At 63.9% G+C, this 16,634-nt stretch carries 21 protein-coding genes; 9 read left to right on the top strand and 12 right to left on the bottom strand.

What is annotated here, in order from left to right; all coding sequences use genetic code 11:
• Nucleotides 1–60: 60 nt before the first annotated feature.
• Both ACQKRQ_RS05455 and ACQKRQ_RS05450 read right to left on the bottom strand, forming a co-directional pair.
• Nucleotides 61–1,239 (bottom strand): pyridoxal phosphate-dependent aminotransferase, encoded by a 1,179-nt coding sequence (locus tag ACQKRQ_RS05455; RefSeq protein WP_427475545.1) that lies wholly within the window; start codon nucleotides 1,237–1,239, stop codon nucleotides 61–63.
• Between the two features lie 134 nt (nucleotides 1,240–1,373).
• Nucleotides 1,374–2,855 carry an RNA polymerase factor sigma-54 gene (locus ACQKRQ_RS05450; protein WP_408180001.1) on the bottom strand — a complete coding sequence of 494 codons (1,482 nt, stop codon included), beginning with the start codon at nucleotides 2,853–2,855 and terminating at the stop codon, nucleotides 1,374–1,376.
• Between the two features lie 496 nt (nucleotides 2,856–3,351).
• On the opposite strand from ACQKRQ_RS05450, the gene ACQKRQ_RS05445 reads away from it, so the two are divergent.
• Nucleotides 3,352–3,693, top strand: coding sequence for a BON domain-containing protein (locus tag ACQKRQ_RS05445; protein WP_408180000.1), 342 nt, complete (start codon nucleotides 3,352–3,354; stop codon nucleotides 3,691–3,693).
• Nucleotides 3,694–3,883: 190 nt separating this feature from the next.
• Here ACQKRQ_RS05445 and ACQKRQ_RS05440 read toward each other — a convergent pair whose 3' ends face one another.
• Nucleotides 3,884–4,336 carry a PA2169 family four-helix-bundle protein gene (locus ACQKRQ_RS05440; RefSeq protein WP_132377396.1) on the bottom strand — a complete coding sequence of 151 codons (453 nt, stop codon included), beginning with the start codon at nucleotides 4,334–4,336 and terminating at the stop codon, nucleotides 3,884–3,886.
• A 371-nt stretch (nucleotides 4,337–4,707) separates the two neighbouring features.
• On the opposite strand from ACQKRQ_RS05440, the gene ACQKRQ_RS05435 reads away from it, so the two are divergent.
• A complete protein-coding gene (locus ACQKRQ_RS05435) occupies nucleotides 4,708–4,950 on the top strand; it encodes a hypothetical protein (RefSeq protein WP_427475542.1) in 243 nt (80 codons plus the stop codon).
• A 91-nt stretch (nucleotides 4,951–5,041) separates the two neighbouring features.
• Here ACQKRQ_RS05435 and ACQKRQ_RS05430 read toward each other — a convergent pair whose 3' ends face one another.
• From ACQKRQ_RS05430 to ACQKRQ_RS05410, 5 genes are all read right to left on the bottom strand, one after another.
• A complete protein-coding gene (locus tag ACQKRQ_RS05430; protein WP_408314387.1) occupies nucleotides 5,042–5,623 on the bottom strand; it encodes a hypothetical protein in 582 nt (193 codons plus the stop codon).
• A 92-nt stretch (nucleotides 5,624–5,715) separates the two neighbouring features.
• Nucleotides 5,716–6,060, bottom strand: coding sequence for a DUF1488 domain-containing protein (locus ACQKRQ_RS05425; RefSeq protein WP_132377399.1), 345 nt, complete (start codon nucleotides 6,058–6,060; stop codon nucleotides 5,716–5,718).
• Nucleotides 6,057–6,620 (bottom strand): DUF4142 domain-containing protein, encoded by a 564-nt coding sequence (locus tag ACQKRQ_RS05420; protein WP_408250131.1) that lies wholly within the window; start codon nucleotides 6,618–6,620, stop codon nucleotides 6,057–6,059. Before ACQKRQ_RS05420 ends, ACQKRQ_RS05425 begins: the two co-directional genes overlap by 4 nt.
• Before the next feature lie 100 nt (nucleotides 6,621–6,720).
• Nucleotides 6,721–7,272, bottom strand: a complete 552-nt coding sequence (locus tag ACQKRQ_RS05415) for a type 1 glutamine amidotransferase domain-containing protein (RefSeq protein WP_427475539.1) — start codon at nucleotides 7,270–7,272, stop codon at nucleotides 6,721–6,723.
• A gap of 146 nt (nucleotides 7,273–7,418) precedes the next feature.
• Entirely contained in the window at nucleotides 7,419–7,760 is a 342-nt protein-coding gene (locus tag ACQKRQ_RS05410; protein WP_132377402.1) for a chemotaxis protein, read from the bottom strand.
• A 212-nt stretch (nucleotides 7,761–7,972) separates the two neighbouring features.
• Here ACQKRQ_RS05410 and ACQKRQ_RS05405 point away from each other — a divergent pair, with 212 nt between their 5' ends.
• Nucleotides 7,973–9,292: a DNA topoisomerase IB gene (locus ACQKRQ_RS05405; protein WP_427476082.1), complete on the top strand. Its 1,320-nt coding sequence runs from the start codon at nucleotides 7,973–7,975 to the stop codon at nucleotides 9,290–9,292.
• Between the two features lie 25 nt (nucleotides 9,293–9,317).
• Here the strand turns inward: ACQKRQ_RS05405 and ACQKRQ_RS05400 are convergent, their stop codons facing one another.
• The gene (locus tag ACQKRQ_RS05400; protein ID WP_132377403.1) at nucleotides 9,318–9,614 is read right to left on the bottom strand and encodes a hypothetical protein; all 297 of its coding nucleotides are present in this window, start codon (nucleotides 9,612–9,614) and stop codon (nucleotides 9,318–9,320) included.
• A gap of 282 nt (nucleotides 9,615–9,896) precedes the next feature.
• Nucleotides 9,897–10,190 carry a hypothetical protein gene (locus tag ACQKRQ_RS05395; protein WP_427475536.1) on the bottom strand — a complete coding sequence of 98 codons (294 nt, stop codon included), beginning with the start codon at nucleotides 10,188–10,190 and terminating at the stop codon, nucleotides 9,897–9,899.
• A gap of 367 nt (nucleotides 10,191–10,557) precedes the next feature.
• Here ACQKRQ_RS05395 and ACQKRQ_RS05390 point away from each other — a divergent pair, with 367 nt between their 5' ends.
• From ACQKRQ_RS05390 to ACQKRQ_RS05370, 5 genes are all read left to right on the top strand, one after another.
• Entirely contained in the window at nucleotides 10,558–11,085 is a 528-nt protein-coding gene (locus tag ACQKRQ_RS05390; RefSeq protein WP_427475535.1) for a PRC-barrel domain-containing protein, read from the top strand.
• A 151-nt stretch (nucleotides 11,086–11,236) separates the two neighbouring features.
• Nucleotides 11,237–11,623: a DUF3175 domain-containing protein gene (locus ACQKRQ_RS05385; protein ID WP_132377406.1), complete on the top strand. Its 387-nt coding sequence runs from the start codon at nucleotides 11,237–11,239 to the stop codon at nucleotides 11,621–11,623.
• 91 nt (nucleotides 11,624–11,714) lie between these two features.
• Nucleotides 11,715–13,034: a cation:proton antiporter gene (locus ACQKRQ_RS05380; protein ID WP_427475533.1), complete on the top strand. Its 1,320-nt coding sequence runs from the start codon at nucleotides 11,715–11,717 to the stop codon at nucleotides 13,032–13,034.
• Nucleotides 13,035–13,056: 22 nt separating this feature from the next.
• Nucleotides 13,057–13,245 carry a hypothetical protein gene (locus tag ACQKRQ_RS05375; protein ID WP_427475531.1) on the top strand — a complete coding sequence of 63 codons (189 nt, stop codon included), beginning with the start codon at nucleotides 13,057–13,059 and terminating at the stop codon, nucleotides 13,243–13,245.
• Between the two features lie 15 nt (nucleotides 13,246–13,260).
• On the top strand, nucleotides 13,261–13,839 hold the full coding sequence (locus ACQKRQ_RS05370; RefSeq protein ID WP_408434084.1) for an FUSC family protein: 579 nt from the start codon (nucleotides 13,261–13,263) through the stop codon (nucleotides 13,837–13,839).
• Here the strand turns inward: ACQKRQ_RS05370 and ACQKRQ_RS05365 are convergent, their stop codons facing one another.
• Complete coding sequence (locus ACQKRQ_RS05365) at nucleotides 13,840–14,790, bottom strand: AraC family transcriptional regulator (RefSeq protein WP_132377408.1); 951 nt, start codon at nucleotides 14,788–14,790, stop codon at nucleotides 13,840–13,842.
• Between the two features lie 116 nt (nucleotides 14,791–14,906).
• On the opposite strand from ACQKRQ_RS05365, the gene ACQKRQ_RS05360 reads away from it, so the two are divergent.
• Nucleotides 14,907–15,278 (top strand): carboxymuconolactone decarboxylase family protein, encoded by a 372-nt coding sequence (locus ACQKRQ_RS05360; RefSeq protein WP_408179989.1) that lies wholly within the window; start codon nucleotides 14,907–14,909, stop codon nucleotides 15,276–15,278.
• 186 nt (nucleotides 15,279–15,464) lie between these two features.
• Here the strand turns inward: ACQKRQ_RS05360 and ACQKRQ_RS05355 are convergent, their stop codons facing one another.
• Nucleotides 15,465–16,517: an aldo/keto reductase gene (locus tag ACQKRQ_RS05355; protein ID WP_408179988.1), complete on the bottom strand. Its 1,053-nt coding sequence runs from the start codon at nucleotides 16,515–16,517 to the stop codon at nucleotides 15,465–15,467.
• Between the last annotated feature and the right edge of the window lie 117 nt (nucleotides 16,518–16,634).

Raw genomic sequence — 16,634 nt, 5'->3', positions numbered from 1 at the left:
CCCCACGACGTATCGCTGCGTGACGCTAATCGAAAAGCAAACGAAATGTTGACGAAAGACTCAACGACCCGGCAATGCCCCGACGAATACAGCGATCCGCTCGCACGCATCGATGAGGCGCGCTTCGTCGACGACGAATCCCAGCCGCACGAACCCATTCGCCGTCTCGCCGAAAGCGCTCGCGTCGAGCAGCGATACGCCCTGCGCGCGAAACAGTTGCCAGGTGAAATCGACCGTATCGAGGCCCGTGCCGCTCACGTCCACCATCATGAACATGCCCGCCTCGGGCAACAGGCACCGCAAGCCCGGCACACGATGCAAACGCTCGAATACCACGTCGCGCCGGCGCCGGTAGATCTCACGCATCTCGGCGGCGATCCGGGCCTTGTGCTGCAACGCCGTCAATGCGGCCTGCTGGATGAAGCCGGGCAAGCCGTACAGCATCGCAAGCGCGAGCCGCCCCATATGCTCGATCAGTTCGGTGGGCCCGATCGCCCAGCCCACGCGCCAACCCGCCATTGCATGCGATTTCGACAGACTGCCGAGCGTCACGGTGCGCTCCGCCATGCCGGGCAGCGCGGCAATGCTCACGTGCTCGCGTTCGAAGGTCAGCTCGGCGTAGACCTCGTCGGACAGCACCCATAGGTCGTGCTCGCAAGCGAGCCGCGCGATACGTTCGAGATCGGCGCGTTGCATGACCACGCCGGTCGGATTGCATGGCGTCGCGAAGAAAATGGCCTTGGTGCGCGACGTGACGGCCGCCTCCAACGCGTCGCAGTCGACGTGAAACGCCCGCGCCGCATCGACCGGCACCGTCACGAGCGTGGCGCCGGCCGCGCGCACGCAGGCCTCGTAGGTCAGATACATGGGCTCGGGGACGATCACTTCATCGCCCGCTTCGAGCAGACACAACGATGCGGCGAACACGCCGTTCTGCGCCCCCGCGGTCAGGATCACGTTGGCGGCGCTCACGGCACAGCCGGTCATGCGCGTGTGTTCCGCGGCAATCGCCGCGCGCACCGGCTCGCGGCCGGAGACGGCGCTGTAGTGCGTGTCGCCGCCGCGCAAGGCCTCGATTGCACGCTCGACGATCGGCGCGGGCGTGGCGAAATCGGGGTCCCCCACGCTCAGCACGATGACGTCTTCACCTCTCGCCTCCGCCTGTTGCGCGACACGATGGATTTCCCACGCGGAGGTGCGCCGGCCCTGCAAGCGTTCGACCAGATTCGAGTACTTCATTGAGCCCACCCCGTTTCCCATGGACCCGCCAATGTAAAGGGGCACGCGCGAAACGTCCAGATACGAAAAAGCGCCACGCGAGCGAACAGCCTCGCGTGGCGCTTGAGCGTTGCCCCGTTTTAAGGGGCGGCGCGTTAAAGCTGGCGGCGCAACTCCGCCGGCGGCACCTTCATCAGATGCCGGTATTTCGCCACGGTGCGGCGCGCCACCAGCACGCCCTGATCGGCGAGCATTTTGGCGAGCGTCACATCCGAGAGCGGATCGCGCGTGTTTTCCGCGGCGATCATTTCCTTGAGCAGCGCGCGCACGGCCGCGGCCGAACACGTACCGCCGCTTTCCGTGCCCAGTTCGCGCGGGAAGAAGTGCTTGAATTCGAAAATACCGCGCGGCGTGGCCATATATTTGTTGCCGGTGGCACGCGAGATGGTGGACTCGTGCAGGCCGAGTTCCTCGGCGACGTCGCGCAGCACCATCGGCTTGAGCGCGATTTCGCCGTACTGGAAGAAGGCCTTCTGATGCGCGACGATGCATTCGGCCACGCGCTGAATCGTGTCGAAGCGTTGCTGCGCGTTACGGATCAGCCAGCGTGCTTCCTGCAGTTGCTGCGCGAGCGGCGAACGGCTCGCGCCGGCAGACTGCGCGAACAGTTCCGCATACATGCGATGGATACGCGCGCGCGGCTGCACCGCCGGGTTGATCGCCACGACCCACTTGTTGCGGACCTGACGCACGATCACGTCCGGCACCACGTAGTTGTCTTCGGTACGGCCGTAGCTGTTGCCAGGTTTCGGGTCGAGCTTGCGCACCAGCGCGCAGGCCACCCGCAATTCTTCGGCGCTGCAGCCGATCTGCTTTTGCAGTTCGGCCTGCTCGCGGCGCGCGAGCCGTTCCAGATGATGTTCGACGATTTGCCGCGCGACTTCGCGCCCCGGCGTGTCGGCGGGCAACGCGTTCACCTGCAGCGACAGGCACTCGGACAACGAACGCGCGCCCAGACCCGGCCGATCGAGCGATTGCACGAGACGCAGCGCCACCAGCAATTCTTCTTCGGTCAATTCGGGTTCGAGATCGACGCTGTCCGCCAGATCGGCGAGTTCCTGGCGCAGATAGCCGTCGTCGTCGAGCGCCTCGATGATGAAGCGGGCCACCGCGCGGTCACGGTCGTCGAGTCGGTAAAGGCGCAGCGAATCGTGCAGTTGCTCGCGCAAGGTCGGCTGCGAGCGCGCCCATTCGGCCGGGTCGCTGCTGTCCGAGTCGCCGTTCTGGCGCGTCGAACTGCGGCTGCTGTAATCGCCCGAGAAGTCGCCCGGCATGTCGTCCTGGCCCGCGCCTTCCAGCGTATCGTTGGCGCCGGATTCAGCCTGCACCGAATCGGGTTCGGCGTTTGCGACGGTGTCGGCGGCGGGCAGCGCGCCGCCGTCTTCGCCGGAGGTTGCGGTTGACAGCGCAACGTCTTCCGTCTCCGACGAGTCGTACTCAAGGAACGGATTGGTGTCGAGCGCCGTGCGCAACTCCTGCTGGAACTCCAGAGACGACAACTGCAACAGACGCACCGATTGCTGCAGACGCGGCGTGAGTGCGAGAGACTGCCTTGTGCGTAGTTCAATTGAAGGCATTGTAGTGAGGTCCCGTTAATAGCCGAAAAATGGTGAGTAACCTCCCAAGAGCAACTGTCGTACCAGCTCGCGCAACGCCCTGTTTTTTCTACGCTTTGCGTTTTCAGGCCCGCCAATTGCGCAGGCCGCCAGGCGCTTTTTTTACAAGCACCCGGCAAATTCCGGTCCCTCCCGCCGCGTGCCGCCGAGCGTGCCGCCCGCGCTTCGCGGCGGCCCATTCCTCAGCCTAAATACCTGTGTCGTAACGGCTTTCCTGCGACGGCAGTCTTTTGACGCCATGGCGGGCACACCGCTTGCGTCCAGGCACTATGTGGACGGACGCCGGTCTTTGCATGCGACGCGCAAGCGCAGCGGATGCAGACCGTCATCCGGTGTCGATAACGGGCCCTGACGGAACCGTAGCGGCAACGATCCCACGCGTGTCATCGGCGGTTCCGGCCGCGATCGACCGCAGGCAACAAGACCGCAATTTTCATCAACACCCGAAGGAGAAACCATGAAGACCATCCAACTTTTGAAGACCGCAGGTAGCATCGCTTGTGTCGCTTTCGCACTGAACGCGACCAACGTCATGGCGCAGAGCAGCGCTCCGTCGGCGGCGTCCGAAACCATCGGCCAGCACGTCGATGACGGCACCATCACCACCAAGGCCAAGGCAGACCTGCTGGCCGCGAAGAACGTCAAGTCGACCCACATCCACGTGAAGACCCGCAAGGGCGTGGTGTGGCTCACGGGTACGGTGCCTTCGGCCGACGACAAGGCGGCAGCCGGCGAAGTCGTAGAGGCAGTGAAGGGTGTATCGAGCGTCAAGAACCATCTGAAGATCGCTGCTGAATAAGAGCGGCCGGTCGACCCGGGAAGTGCCGGCTTCGGTTGGCGCTTCCCGGTGCTTCTGGTTCAGGAAACAGAAAAGCCATCCGCGTTGCGGATGGCTTTTTTATGTGCAATCGGCTTCCGAATGGACGCCGATTGCGGTTAAGAAAGAACAATAACCGGCGCCCTATCGAGCGCCGGTTGCTCAGCCACTTTTAGCGCTTGGCCGCCGCATATTGATCGCGCAGATCACGCACGCGGTCATGATTCTGCAGCACGCCCTGGTACTGCCGCTCGACGATCGCCCGCACATCCGCCGGCAATTCCTTTTCGAGCGCATCGTGATAGCGCTTCTTCGCGACGTCCTCGCCCTTTTCGCACTCGGCCAGAATCTCGTGGTCGCTGCGATCCGTCACGGCCGACTTCACGTCGACCCAGCCGCGATGCAGCGCGCCGCTCATGCTGCCGCCGGTTTCGGGCTTGCCGCCCAGCCCTTGAACCACGTCCTGCAGCTCACGCGCGCCGCGCGTGCAGTCTTCCGCACGTGACAGGAACAGCGTTTTCAACTGCGCGTCGTGCGCGTCTTCGGCTGCTTTGCGAAAGCCCTTCTCGCCGTCCTTCGACGTTTCGACCAGATCGTTCAACACGGAAACAACGTTCGTAGCCATTCAATACCTCCAAGGGTTTCGTTAGTCATGGAATCCGTCGCCGGAGAATCGTCAGGCTGTTGCCAGGCGCCCGCCCTCCGACGATGGAGTTCATGGATCTATTCGCACGAGCCGTGCCCGACGGCTATCGCCGTGGACGTATTGCGCGCTGCGACGACGACGCACGCGCAATCTTGCCAACGCGCGTAAATGTTGCCCGCCGCGAAGCCTCGCGACCGCATGCAAAGCCCCGCCCAGCGGGCTTCCGCTCGATGGCACAGCGGTTGCTTCATATGCTCCGCCCCCAGCACGCGTGCAACGCAACAACACACTGCAAGACGTGCCAATGGATTGAAAACAATGGGCAGGCAACAACGACAGGGAATATCACCATGAAGATCAGGAGCGCAGAATTTCTGGCCGCCGTCGCGATCATCACCTCGGCCGCCGTGATGCAGATTCGAGAACATGTGCAAGTGCGGGAAGCGCCGTCCGCGAATGCTCAGGCAACGTCGCCTTCGTGTGGCGTGATGCATGATGGACTCGTGCCGGCGGCTTGCGAGCCGACGCGCGATGAGCGCCAGGTGGAGAGCGCGCCGCAGCCGCAACGCAATGCGCCGCAAGTCTGGGTCTGAGCAGAGAGTCGAGTACTGACAGGCACCAAAAAAACGGCCCGACTGGTGTCGGGCCGTTCAGCTAATGACCGCAGCGAAAACGCGCGCCAACTCAAGCGCTCCTCTCGCTGAACTCACTGAGCGGCACAGGCTGCTTCAACGGATCGAAGTCGGCCCAGCGTCCCTGCTGCCAGCGTCCGCTTGCCCGCTCGATCGCCATGCCGCCTGCTTCGCGCAAAACGCGCGCGGCATCGAACTGATTATCCGGCGAGACGTGCACGGCCACGAGCACGCCGGAATCGCGCGTCTCCTCGTGGAATGCCGGACGGTGGCCCGTATGGCCAGCGTCACGCGTTCGCGACATCGCCCCGATCAGCGAGCCGACATACGCGCCGACGCCCGCGGCAATCAACGACACGATGATCGGCGCGGAGAACGCCGCGAAGATCCCGACGCCAACCACGGCGCCGACCACCGCCCCGATGGTGACGCCCATGCCGGCACCTTTGGGCGCATCCCTCGCGCCGGCATCAGTGCTGGTGTCGCCGCCGATCGGAAAACGCGCGTGCTGGCCACGCGGATTGACGAAGAACAGCGTGACGTCTTCCTCGACGAAACCTGCATTGAAGAGCTTTGCCGCCGCATCTTCGGCGGCGGGAAAAGTCGTAAAGCGTGCTGCGACGATGAGTGACATGAGGCCTCCTTGCATCGTTGGATAGCGTTTGCGGACCATGCCGCCGCATTTCGCCGCGCCGCACAGCGCGCGAGCGACGGCACGCGCCGGCACTACGCCGTGGTGCCGCGATCCGGTTCCATGCCTTCCACTCTGAACAGTCCGCTATGCAACACTACGCCTTCACCGTCGTTCTGGTCGAGTGCTTCTGCGCAAACCGAACGGATACGTTGACGGCCTTTGTCGAAGGCGGCCATCAGCGCGGCTTCCAGGGCGGAATCGGCGCCGAAATGATCCTCGAGCGCTTCGGCGGTAATCGTGCAGACGACCGGTTCGCCATCCACCCGCGCCATGAAACGCACGGTCAGATTCGCTCCGTCGAAGACCGGCTTGTCGTCGGAAAAAGTGATCTGCATAAGGGAATCCTCATAGGCCGGTCGCGGCAGGATCGCGTTCATGGCGAACCCTTCATTGCGCCGGCGAGTTGCTGCGCCATCGCGAGATGATGTTTGATGGTCGGCAGCGCGTGCAGAGCCGCCGCCTTGAGTTGCGCATCGGTGCCGCTGGTGCTTTCCTGCTGGAACAGATCGACCGCTCGCTGATGCGCTTCCACTCCGATCTGCTCGACGTAGGCTTGATCGAATTCCTTGCCCTTGAGGGTCTGGAGTTTGCCGACCAGCGCGGAATCCGCCGACGGCGTCGAGGTGAAGCCCTTCTTCGAGACGAGCGCCGCCATCGCGTGGGAGAGTTTCGTGTGGTCCGTAATCATCTGCTGCGCGAATTTCTTCACTTTTGGATCGCTGGAATTCTTCAGCGCAACCTTGCTGGCCGCGATTTCGGTGGCGTCGGCCTGCGAGGCGTCCTGCACGAATTGCTGATCCGCCGGCGAAAGCTTCGTGCCGCTGACCGGTGCATCGCTCGCCGGAGCGTCGCTGGCTTGCGCGTAGACCGCGCCGATGGACGCCGCGCTCAAACTGAGCGCGACAGTCATCGCTTGTAGGGAATACCGGAATTTCATGCACTTTCTCCCAGGTCGACGGATACACCGAAGCGGAACCGGTGAAACGTGGCGCGACATTCATCAAATGCGAATGCGCGCGCTCCGCGCGTCACTCCGCTCATGCCGCCTTGCGCTTCGACAATTGCGCAATGAGCGTTCTGTTAAAAGCCGGCAGGTCGTCGGGTTTGCGGCTGCTGATCAGATTGCCGTCCTCGACCACTTCCTGGTCCACCCACGTGCCGCCCGCATTGCGAATGTCGTCCTGCAAGCTCGGCCAACTCGTGAGTGTGCGGCCCTTGACGATGCCCGCCGACACCGGCAACCACCCGCCATGACAGATCACGGCGATCGGTTTCTTCGCGTTGTCGGCGGCTTTGACGAAAGCTTGTGCCTGCGGCAGCAGACGAATCGCGTCGCCGTTCACCACGCCGCCCGGCAATACCACGGCGTCATAGTCGTCGGCGCTTGCCTTGTCGAACGTCGCGTCCACCTCGACGGCGTCGCCTTTGTCCACGTGCTTGAAACCCTGGATCTTGCCGGGCTTGGCTGAAATGACGTGCACCGTTGCGCCTGCTTCAACCAGTGCGCGTCTTGGCTCGATCAGTTCTGCCTGCTCGAAACCGTCCACCGCGAGTACCGCCACCTTGTAACCCTTCATCGTGTCAGACATGCATACTCCCCTTCCTGTAGGTGCTGGACCGGGCTTGTCGCGACGCCCGACCCCATCATTAATGTCAGTTCAGCAAAAGACGTGCCCACGCATTCGACCGCCTGCCCGAGCCAGGCGCCCATCTCTGATCGCTGCCCGAAGCAGAATCAAAGACCTTGCGGGTCATCGTCGAGGCCATCATCGTCGTTAGCCAGCGGATCGATCACCCGGTCGGGCTCGATATCACCGTCCGGCACAAGCGTCGAATCACCGTCGGCAGCGGCGCGTTCGCCTGTGCCGGCACGATCCGTATCGCTGCCAAGTTCGGTGTCGCCGGTTTCGAGCGCGTGGTTGTCCAGTTCGGTATCCACGTCGAACTCATGACGCTTCGCACCGGCGACGTCGCTGCCGCTATCGGACGAATCGCTCGGACCGAGCGCGCCGGTCGTGCCGGCAGTTTGCTTGACGACCTGTTGCGGCTCTTCATCGGGATTCAGTGTGCTGCTCATCGCGCTCTCCTTGGTTCGTTCGTTCATTCAGTACCCGTAGCGAGAGTTCGCAAGGACTGTTCCGCTCGTTCACGAAGTAACCAGAAGCAACCAGAAGCAACCGGCAGCAGCCATGCGCGCCACGCCGAAGGCGGTGCCAGGCATTGCCTTTGCTTGCAGGCACAGTCACCGGCGCAAAGCGCGCCCTCTGCTTGAAACTTCTACCTGCGACGATGGCTGCCACACCTACTTCGATTCAACGCCGCCCTGAACGCGCGGACGACGACAACGCGAAACAGCCCGCGCCGGCCGCCATGCCGCCGGGCTTGCGCCATGCCGACGATACGAAAGCCGGCATCACGCGTCAGCGTGAGAAAGACGGCTTCGCGTACTTCGATGTGGCGGGCAAACGCATCGACGATGAAGACGAAATCAAACGCATCAATGCGCTCGCGATTCCACCGGCTTATGAGGACGTGTGGATCTGCCCGGATGCGCGCGGCCATATCCAGGCGACCGGCCGCGACGCGCGCGGCCGCAAGCAATATCGCTATCACGCGCGCTGGCGTGAGACGCGCGATGCCGACAAATACGAACGCATGGCCGAGTTCGGCCGCGCGCTGCCGAAGATCCGCGCCCGCGTCGCGCGTGACCTGAATCTGCCGGGCATGCCGTGCGACAAAGTCATCGCCGCGATCGTGCAGTTGCTCGACACGACGCTGATCCGGATCGGCAGCGTCGAATACGCGCGCGACAATCAGTCGTACGGATTGACGACGCTGCGCAAGAAGCACGTGAAGATCGAAGCCGGCCAGTTGCGTTTCAGGTTTCGCGGCAAGAGCGGCATCGAACACGACGTGACGGTGAACAATCCACGCGTGAAGCGCATCGTGCGGCGCTGCGCAGAACTGCCGGGCCATGACCTGTTCCAGTACCTCGACGAAGACGGCACGCGCCGCACCGTCGGCTCCGCCGATATCAACGACTATCTGCGCCGCGCGAGCGGTGCGGATTTCACCGCCAAGGACTATCGCACGTGGGCCGGCAGCGTCTATGCGTTGGCCGCGTTGCGCCGCTTGATGTGCAGCAGCGCAGCGGAAGCGCGCCGTCATATCGTCGCGACCGTGAAGGATGTGGCGGCGTTGCTGCGCAATACGCCGGCCGTGTGCAAGCGTTGCTACATTCACCCTGCGGTGATCAGCTCATTCGAAGCGGACGAATTGCAGAGCCTCGCGCCCGCTCAATCGCGCCGCGGGCTGAGAGTGGACGAGGTCGCGTTTGCCGCGCTGCTTGCGCAAGCCGAGAAACGCGCGGCGAAGCTCGCGCGGCAGGCTGGCGCGAAGGGGCGCAAGGCGCGCGAAGCGGCGGTGGCGGACAGCATCGACGATTCGATCACTAGCCTGCTGAAGAAGTCGCGCGTGGTGCGTAAAGCAGCGGCGGCAAAGGCCGATGCAAAGGCTGGTGCGCAAGGAACCCGGCGCGCGGCTGCGCCTCGGGTTGCGGGCGTGCGCGCGACGGGAGCATCGCGCGCAGCAAAACAGGCGGCGCCTTAGAAAAGAGCCGCCACTCAGGGCTCCGTCACACCTCTTCCGCGAATGCGGCCATCACGAGCCACATGTCGCGCTCGCCGTCGTGTACCTCGGCAGCGAGCGCATATGGATCGCCGGGCGAACAGACGCGCTCGAGCGCTTCATGCGCGACCTCGCCGTTGTCGAACACATGGGCCGACAATGGCCGCACTTCCTGTTTTCCTTCGAACATCTGCTGATTCCTTCGATAAACGAGGGTCTGCGACTTCCAGTTGCGAAAGCATTCCCTGACGTGCGCGAAATCACCGCCGCAAATGTTCATCTGATAGTGGATCGTTTGCGTCATGATCGTATCTCCCGCGATGCACCGGGCGTGCGCCTCTGCTTCCTGGTGTCCTTGAAACAAGAGAGTCGAACCGCACGCTTTAGTCGCATCGATACAGGCGGAGCAGTGTCTCCGTAGTTGCCGACATTCCACTGCTCCGATACTACCCGTTCTTAGGCGTTGATTTTTTCCCCGCCCATCGGGATTCCGAAAGAACCGGCGCTGGGCTCGCGCCGATTGCACCTCACTGATCGGAAAGCTGCCCGACCCTTCGTCATGGCCCCGCCGCTCGACAGAGTGCTCTCACTGGCCTTTCGTATCGCTGCTCGCATCCGCCCCCGGCATATTGGTGGAATCGGTCTTCGCCTTCTTGGCTTTTGTCTTCGACATGTGATGGGATTTCGAGCCAGTGGAACCCATCGCGCCCGATGCGGCTTGTCCATCCGTGGTCGGCGCTGCGGTCGCCGCGCCGTGCGCGTTGCCCGAGCCGCCGGAGCCACCATTGCCGCCGTTACCGTTGCCACCGCCCGCTTGCGCGAACGCCGCCCCCGACATGGCGAAAAGTGCCGATACCAGCAGTGCTTTTGAATATTTCATTGAAGTCTCCGAGGATAGATGGACCACATAGACAGCGTTCGTACGTGATTGATCGCGCTGCTGCCTGAACAGTCAGCAAGGGCTATGCCTCATAGCGGCGCCGTACCGGTATGCTGGTGGCAGGCCATGTTGCCGCCAACCCGTGAACGCACTTTCTCAGTTCTCCTCGTCTATCTATCCCGACGAAATATTTTCAAACGCGCCAGCACGCTTTACGCGTTCAGCGTGACGCTTCACACGCGCTCTTTGCAAACGCAGACGAGCTTCAACCAAGGATCACACCACTGCGCCGCTGCACCCCGTCCGGAATTGGAAGGAACGCCGGTTGCTCAGCCTTGCACACACTTACCTGTAGAGGAGGCTCATCATGCTGAACCAGACACAGACACAAGCCGGCCTGCGACAAGACCAAGGCGCCCGAATCGTCGGCAAGGGCAGCGCGACCGCGGACGGTCCCGGCCCGGACGTGATGGCCGCCGCCACGCTCGACGGCAACAAGGTGCTCAGCAGCGACGGCGAGGACATCGGCAAGATCAAGGACATCATGCTCGACGTCGGCTCGGGCCGCGTTGCGTATGCCGTGCTCTCGAGCGGCGGCTTTCTCGGCATCGGCGACAAGCTGCTCGCCATCCCCTGGCATGCATTGACGCTCGATACCGGGCGCAAGTGCTTCGTGCTGAACATGACCGCTGAGCGCGTGAAGAACGCACCGGGCTTCGACAAGGACCACTGGCCATCCATGGCGGACCAGACGTGGGCCACGTCCGTGCATCAGTACTACGGCAGCGAACCCTACTGGGGTCGCGACTCGTATGCGCGCCGCGACGACTACGGTGTCGGCGACGTTCCGCCCGCGTCGTCGGACGCGCCGGAGGCTGGCGGGCTGAAGTTGTAACGCAGGCTCGCGGCGGACGCGCGCGAGCGCAACCGGTCACCCGCGTCCGCGCCGATGCGCCGGCATGCCGCCATCGCGGCAGCCGGCGCGTTTCAGTTTGAGCGCACAATAAGCTCGATCAGCGCGCACGACCCGTTGAGGAGGCGCCATCATGGCCACCCGGAAATCCACCAGCAAGTCCAAACGCCCCGTCGCGCGCGGCAAGTCGGGCCGGCCGCCACGCCAGCGGCACGCCCAGGCACACGCGGCGCATCGCGCCAAAAGCCCGAAGAAATGGTCGCATCACGTGATGGAAACCAGTGACGCGATGGATATCCAGCACGATATTTTCAAAACCGGCAGCGCGGAGTCGATCGCGCAATCGCTCAAGCAGTCGTCCACCAAAAGCCGCCGCCGCAAAGGCACGCCGTTCCAGTCGGCGATGTCGATGCTGAACTTCTATATCAATCGCGCCGGCAGGAACCTGCCGAAAACGCGCCGCGACACCTTGCAGCAAGCCAAGCGCAAACTGCGCGAAGCATTCGGACGCGCGCCTTGAAATGACGCGTCAGCGACTGACGCGTTCCGGCGCACCTTTCTTCAACCGGCCACGCATACGGTACGCGTATGCGGGCCCTCACCGGATGCTCATGCACGAAACTTTGTGGTTTCTCATCGTTGGCGCCGTGCTCGTTTTTATGGGCCTGGCGGCAACGGCGCTGCGGCGGCTACCCATCAGCGCCGCCATGTTTTATCTCGCGATCGGCTACTTTCTCGGGCCGCCCGGTATCGGCCTGTTGCGCCTCGATATGATCGCCGACGCACATCTGCTGCGTACCATCACCGAAGTCGCGCTGCTCGTCTCGCTGTTTGCCATCGGTCTGCGGCTGCGGCTCGGCATGCTCGAAAAACTCTGGACCGTGCCGCTGCGTCTCGGCTTCCTTGCGATGCTCGCGACCATTCCGCTGCTGATGCTGTTCGGCGTGTACGTCCTGCATCTCGGCTGGGGGCCGGCCTTGCTGCTGGCGGCGATTCTCGCGCCGACCGATCCGGTGCTGGCGCACGACGTGCAAGTGCACAACCCCGGCGACCACGACCTGCTGCGCTTCGCGCTGTCCGGCGAAGGCGGACTGAACGACGGCATCGCGCTGCCCTTCGCGATGCTCGGCCTGGCCTTATGCGCGGCGCCCGCCGCCGAAGCGGGCGACCTGTTGAACCTGGAACTCGCGGGCAGCATCGTGTGGGGCGTGGCGGGCGCGATCGCGATAGGCGGCGTGCTTGGCTGGGCCACGACGCACGCGGTGGCGTGGCTGCGCACGCGCCACGCGCAGGCGCTCGGGCTGGAGGGTTTCTTCGCGCTCGGATTGATCGAACTGTCGTTCGGCGCCGCGCAACTCGCGCATACCTACGGTTTCCTGGCCGTGTTCGCGGCCGGTGTCGCGATGCGCCGTGTCGAACATCGCGCGAGCGGCGGCCAGTCGCCTCGCGAAACCATCGGCACCGTCGATTCGGAAGACGTCGAAGCGACCGCGGCGAATCCGAGCAAAGCGCACGCTTATATGACGGAGTCGGTGCTCGGCTTCACGATCGAACTCGAACGCATCGCCGAAGTCGCCGTCATGGCGATGGTCGGCAACGTGCTCGCCACGATGCACACGCCGCTCTTCACCTGGCAGACCATCGCGCTGACCGCTGCGCTGTTCGTGCTCGTGCGGCCGATATCGGTGGAGCTGTCGCTGGTGGGATCGAGCGCGACGCCGACGCAACGGCGTTTGATGAGCTGGTTCGGGATACGCGGCATCGGTTCGTTTTACTACCTGGCGTACGCGCTCGAAAACGGCGCCGCTGCCGACGTCGCTCCGCTCGTGCCGCTCACGCTGGCTGTGATCGCGGCGTCGGTGGTGATTCACGGCGTCTCGGCGACACCGTTGATGAATTGGTATCGCCGGCTGCGCAGTCATGAAGGTTAGTCACGATCGCTCAAACACGTGAATGCCGAAGCATGTAGTCGCAGGTCTGATGGCCGCCTTCGCCGGACTCCGCGTGTTCTTCACGGCAATCACGCTGCCACTCGATCCCGCGCTCCAGCGCCACGGCTTGGCCCGTTCGGTGCCGGCACGCCGGTCTCTGCTCGACCGTCAATTGGAGTCGCTAGAATACGGGACCTTCATGCTGCAATAAACCTTCTCACCTTCGATGACCCCACCCGACGATTCCCGACGCACGGCACGGGCGAGCGCCACCAACTCGCTGTTTGCCTTTCTCAAGTCGTTGCCGCTCGGCGAGCGCCTGATCGAAGGTGGCTTCATGGCCGTGCAGGCGGTCGCCGGCGCGAGTCTCGCCGTCGCCATCGGCCGCTTGCTGCATACCGAGCAGACCTTCTGGGCCGCCATTACGGCCATCGCGGTCAGCCAGCATAGCTACGTCGACACCCGCAACCTGTCGCGCGATCAATTCATTGGCGCGATGGTCGGCGGCTTGTGCGGACTCGTGGGCGCCACGTTCGGCGAGGGCTATTTCGCGGCCTATGCCGCCACGGTGGGTGTCGCGATCGCCCTGTGCTGGGTCCTGAACGTCGGCAGCGCGGCGCGTCTGGGCGGCATTACGGCGACGATCATGCTGTTGGTGCCGGGCATGGGTCCCGCGTGGGACAAAGCCCTCATGCGTCTCGGCGAAGTGACGCTCGGCACGATCTGCGCACTGCTGGTGGCCTTCCTGATGTCATGGATCGAACGGCGCTGGTTCGGCAAACCGGGCAAGCCGGGCAAACCGTAACTAGTTCTCCGCCCCATCGTTCTCTTGCGGCCGACGCCGGTAGCGTCCCGGCGGCATGCCGACGCTTTGCTGAAACGCCTTGCCGAAGGCGGCCTCCGATTGATAGCCGACCGCCTCGCCGATCTCGGCCGCGCTGCGCTGCGTGCGGCGCAGTAGATCGCACGCGATGGTCATGCGGATCTGCGTGAGAAAGTCCATCACCGTCATGCCCGCGCGCTCGTTGAAATGGCGTGCGTAAGTCGCGCGCGACATGGCGGCGAGTTCGCCGAGTTCGGCGATGGTCCACGCCCGTTCGGGAGCGCTTAGCATGCCTTGCACGGAAGCGCCAAGGCGCGCGTCGGCCAGCAGCGCGAGCACGCCTGAAGCCGATGCGTTCTGCTCGCCGTGCACCCGTAGCGCCATGGCGAGCAACGCGTTGCTCAAGGCGGTGACGATCGCGAGGGCGCCCGCCTGCCGTCGTTCGGCCTCGCTGCGCATCAGCGCAATCACCGTTTGCAACGAGTCCAGCGTTTCCATGCCGCCGAGCGAGACATGGAACGGATCGGGCAACGCGTTCAGCAGCAAGGCCGACGAACCGGGCGAGTAGACAAAGCGGCCGCACAGAAGATCGAGGTCGGCGGGGACGTGGGCGCCGTCATGGCCGTCGTTGCGCCGTAAAGGCAGCATGCCGTCATGGCCTTGCGTCACCGGTGCAGTGGCGGCCGAGCGTTGCACATCGCGCACACGATGCGCCGCGCCGCGTGGAAATAGCATGAAGTCGCCCGCGTGCAATGCACGCTGCGCGCCGTCAGCGGTTTCGACGACGCATGCGCCGTCCAGCACCAGGTGGAACGGCGCAATGCCCGCTTCCTCCCGGCCATGATCGATATCGAAAGCGCCCGAGAGCAGGCAACGCAGATCGAGGCTGGCTTGCGGGCGGGCGAGGTCGATCAGTCGGCTGAGCGTATCCATGAGACGATCGCGCTAAAAGTTGAGCGAATCGAGTATTCAGGATATCGCGGCGCAGCGCAATACTTGTCTCACGACGCCGGCACCCGCCGACGCGCAACAGACCAAGGAGCACTGCCATGTTGAACTGGATCGATTACCGTCAAGAACTGTTCGGCCGGATCGGCGAGATCGCCAAACTGTCGCCGGACACCGTCAGGGGCTATCAGGCGTTGTCGAGCGCCGGCCAGAAGAAGGACCTGCTCGGGGCCAAGACGCGCGAACTGATTGCGCTTGCGGCGGCGGTCAGCCTGCGTTGTGACGGCTGTATTACCGTGCACACCGCCGAAGCGCTCAAGCATGGCGCGACGCGCGAGGAAATCGCCGAAGCGCTGGGCGTGGCGGTCGCGATCAATGCGGGCGCCGCGATGGTGTACTCGGCTCGCACGATGGATGCCGCCGCGGCTTATACGGCGCAGGCGGCTGAAGCAGCCCAAGGCGCGGCGGAATAAGCGGCCGCACTGCGAGCCGCTTAAGTAGCCGACGCAGCGGATGCGGCCGCAGCCGCATAGGCGCCCGCTCCGCCAATCGCGCCGGGGGGATGCGACGACCAGGCACCGCGTTCACAGTCCGTGCTGTTCTCACGCGGTGTCCAGCCGGCGTCGGCTTGCTGCGGTTGGCTTCGCTGACGGCTGCCGCTACGCCGCCGGATGCCGCGCCTCTTCAAGCTGCTTGCGGCGTGGCTCACCTTGCCGCTCCAGCATCCAGCCCGGATATTCCGCGGGCAGCGTGCTGACCTGATCGAGCTTCGCAAGCTCATCGGCGGTGAGCGAAACGCCCGTCGCGGCGATATTGTCGTCGAGCTGCTCGACCTTCTTCGCGCCGACGATCACCGTGGTCACCACCCGTTGATGCAGCAGCCACGCTAGCGCGATCTGCGCGACCGACACTCGCTTTGCCTCGGCGATGTCGCGCATCACGTCGATACAGTCATAAGCGCGCTCGCGATTGACCGGCGGAAAATCGAACGTCGTGCGGCGGCTGCCCGTTTCGCCCTGCTGCTCACGTCCATACTTGCCGCTCAGCAAGCCGCCCGCAAGCGGACTCCACACCATCAGGCCGAGGCCTTCGCTGTGCAGCATCGGCGCGAGTTCCCGTTCGAGGTCGCGGCCCGCCAGCGTGTAATACGCCTGCAGCGTTTCGAAACGCGCGAGCCCAAGGCGCTCGGAAATGCCGAGCGCTTTCACGATCTGCCACGCGGCCCAGTTCGACACGCCCACATAGCGAACATGGCCGTGCTGCACCAGCGTGTCGAGTGCGCGCATGGTTTCCTCGATCGGCGTGGCCGGATCGAAACCGTGGATCTGATACAGGTCGACGTGATCGAGTTGCAGACGCTTCAAGCTCGCCTTCACACCGTCGATGATGTGATAACGCGAGGCGCCGCGCGCATTGGGAAACTCGCCCGTCTGGCCGAAGACCTTGGTGGCCACCACCACTTTGTCGCGCGGCACCTTGAGGTTCTTCAGCGCCTGGCCCGTGATCTGTTCGGACAGGCCCTCCGAGTAGACGTCGGCTGTGTCGATGAAATTGATGCCCGCGTCGAGCGCCCGGCCGACCAGCCGCTCCGCGTCCCCCTGCTGCAGATCGCCGATCTGCTTCCAGATGCCCCCGCCGCCGCCGAAGGTCATCGTGCCCAAACATAATTCTGAAACAAACACACCGGTACGGCCCAACTGGTTGTATCGCATCGTCGAGACTCCAACGTGGTTCGTGGATGGGTGAGGCGTAGAGAGTACTGCAATTGGCAAAATCCGGCAGAGCGAGCGGCAAGCTGTGCCCCGCGGCAAAAATTGCCGTAGCGCAGG

Origin of the sequence: Paraburkholderia sp. NPDC080076 (genome assembly GCF_050281145.1) — a bacterium.
GTDB lineage: Bacteria > Pseudomonadota > Gammaproteobacteria > Burkholderiales > Burkholderiaceae > Paraburkholderia.
Note: the sequence above shows the minus strand (reverse complement) of the source record. Positions and strands in the feature narration are given on the sequence as shown.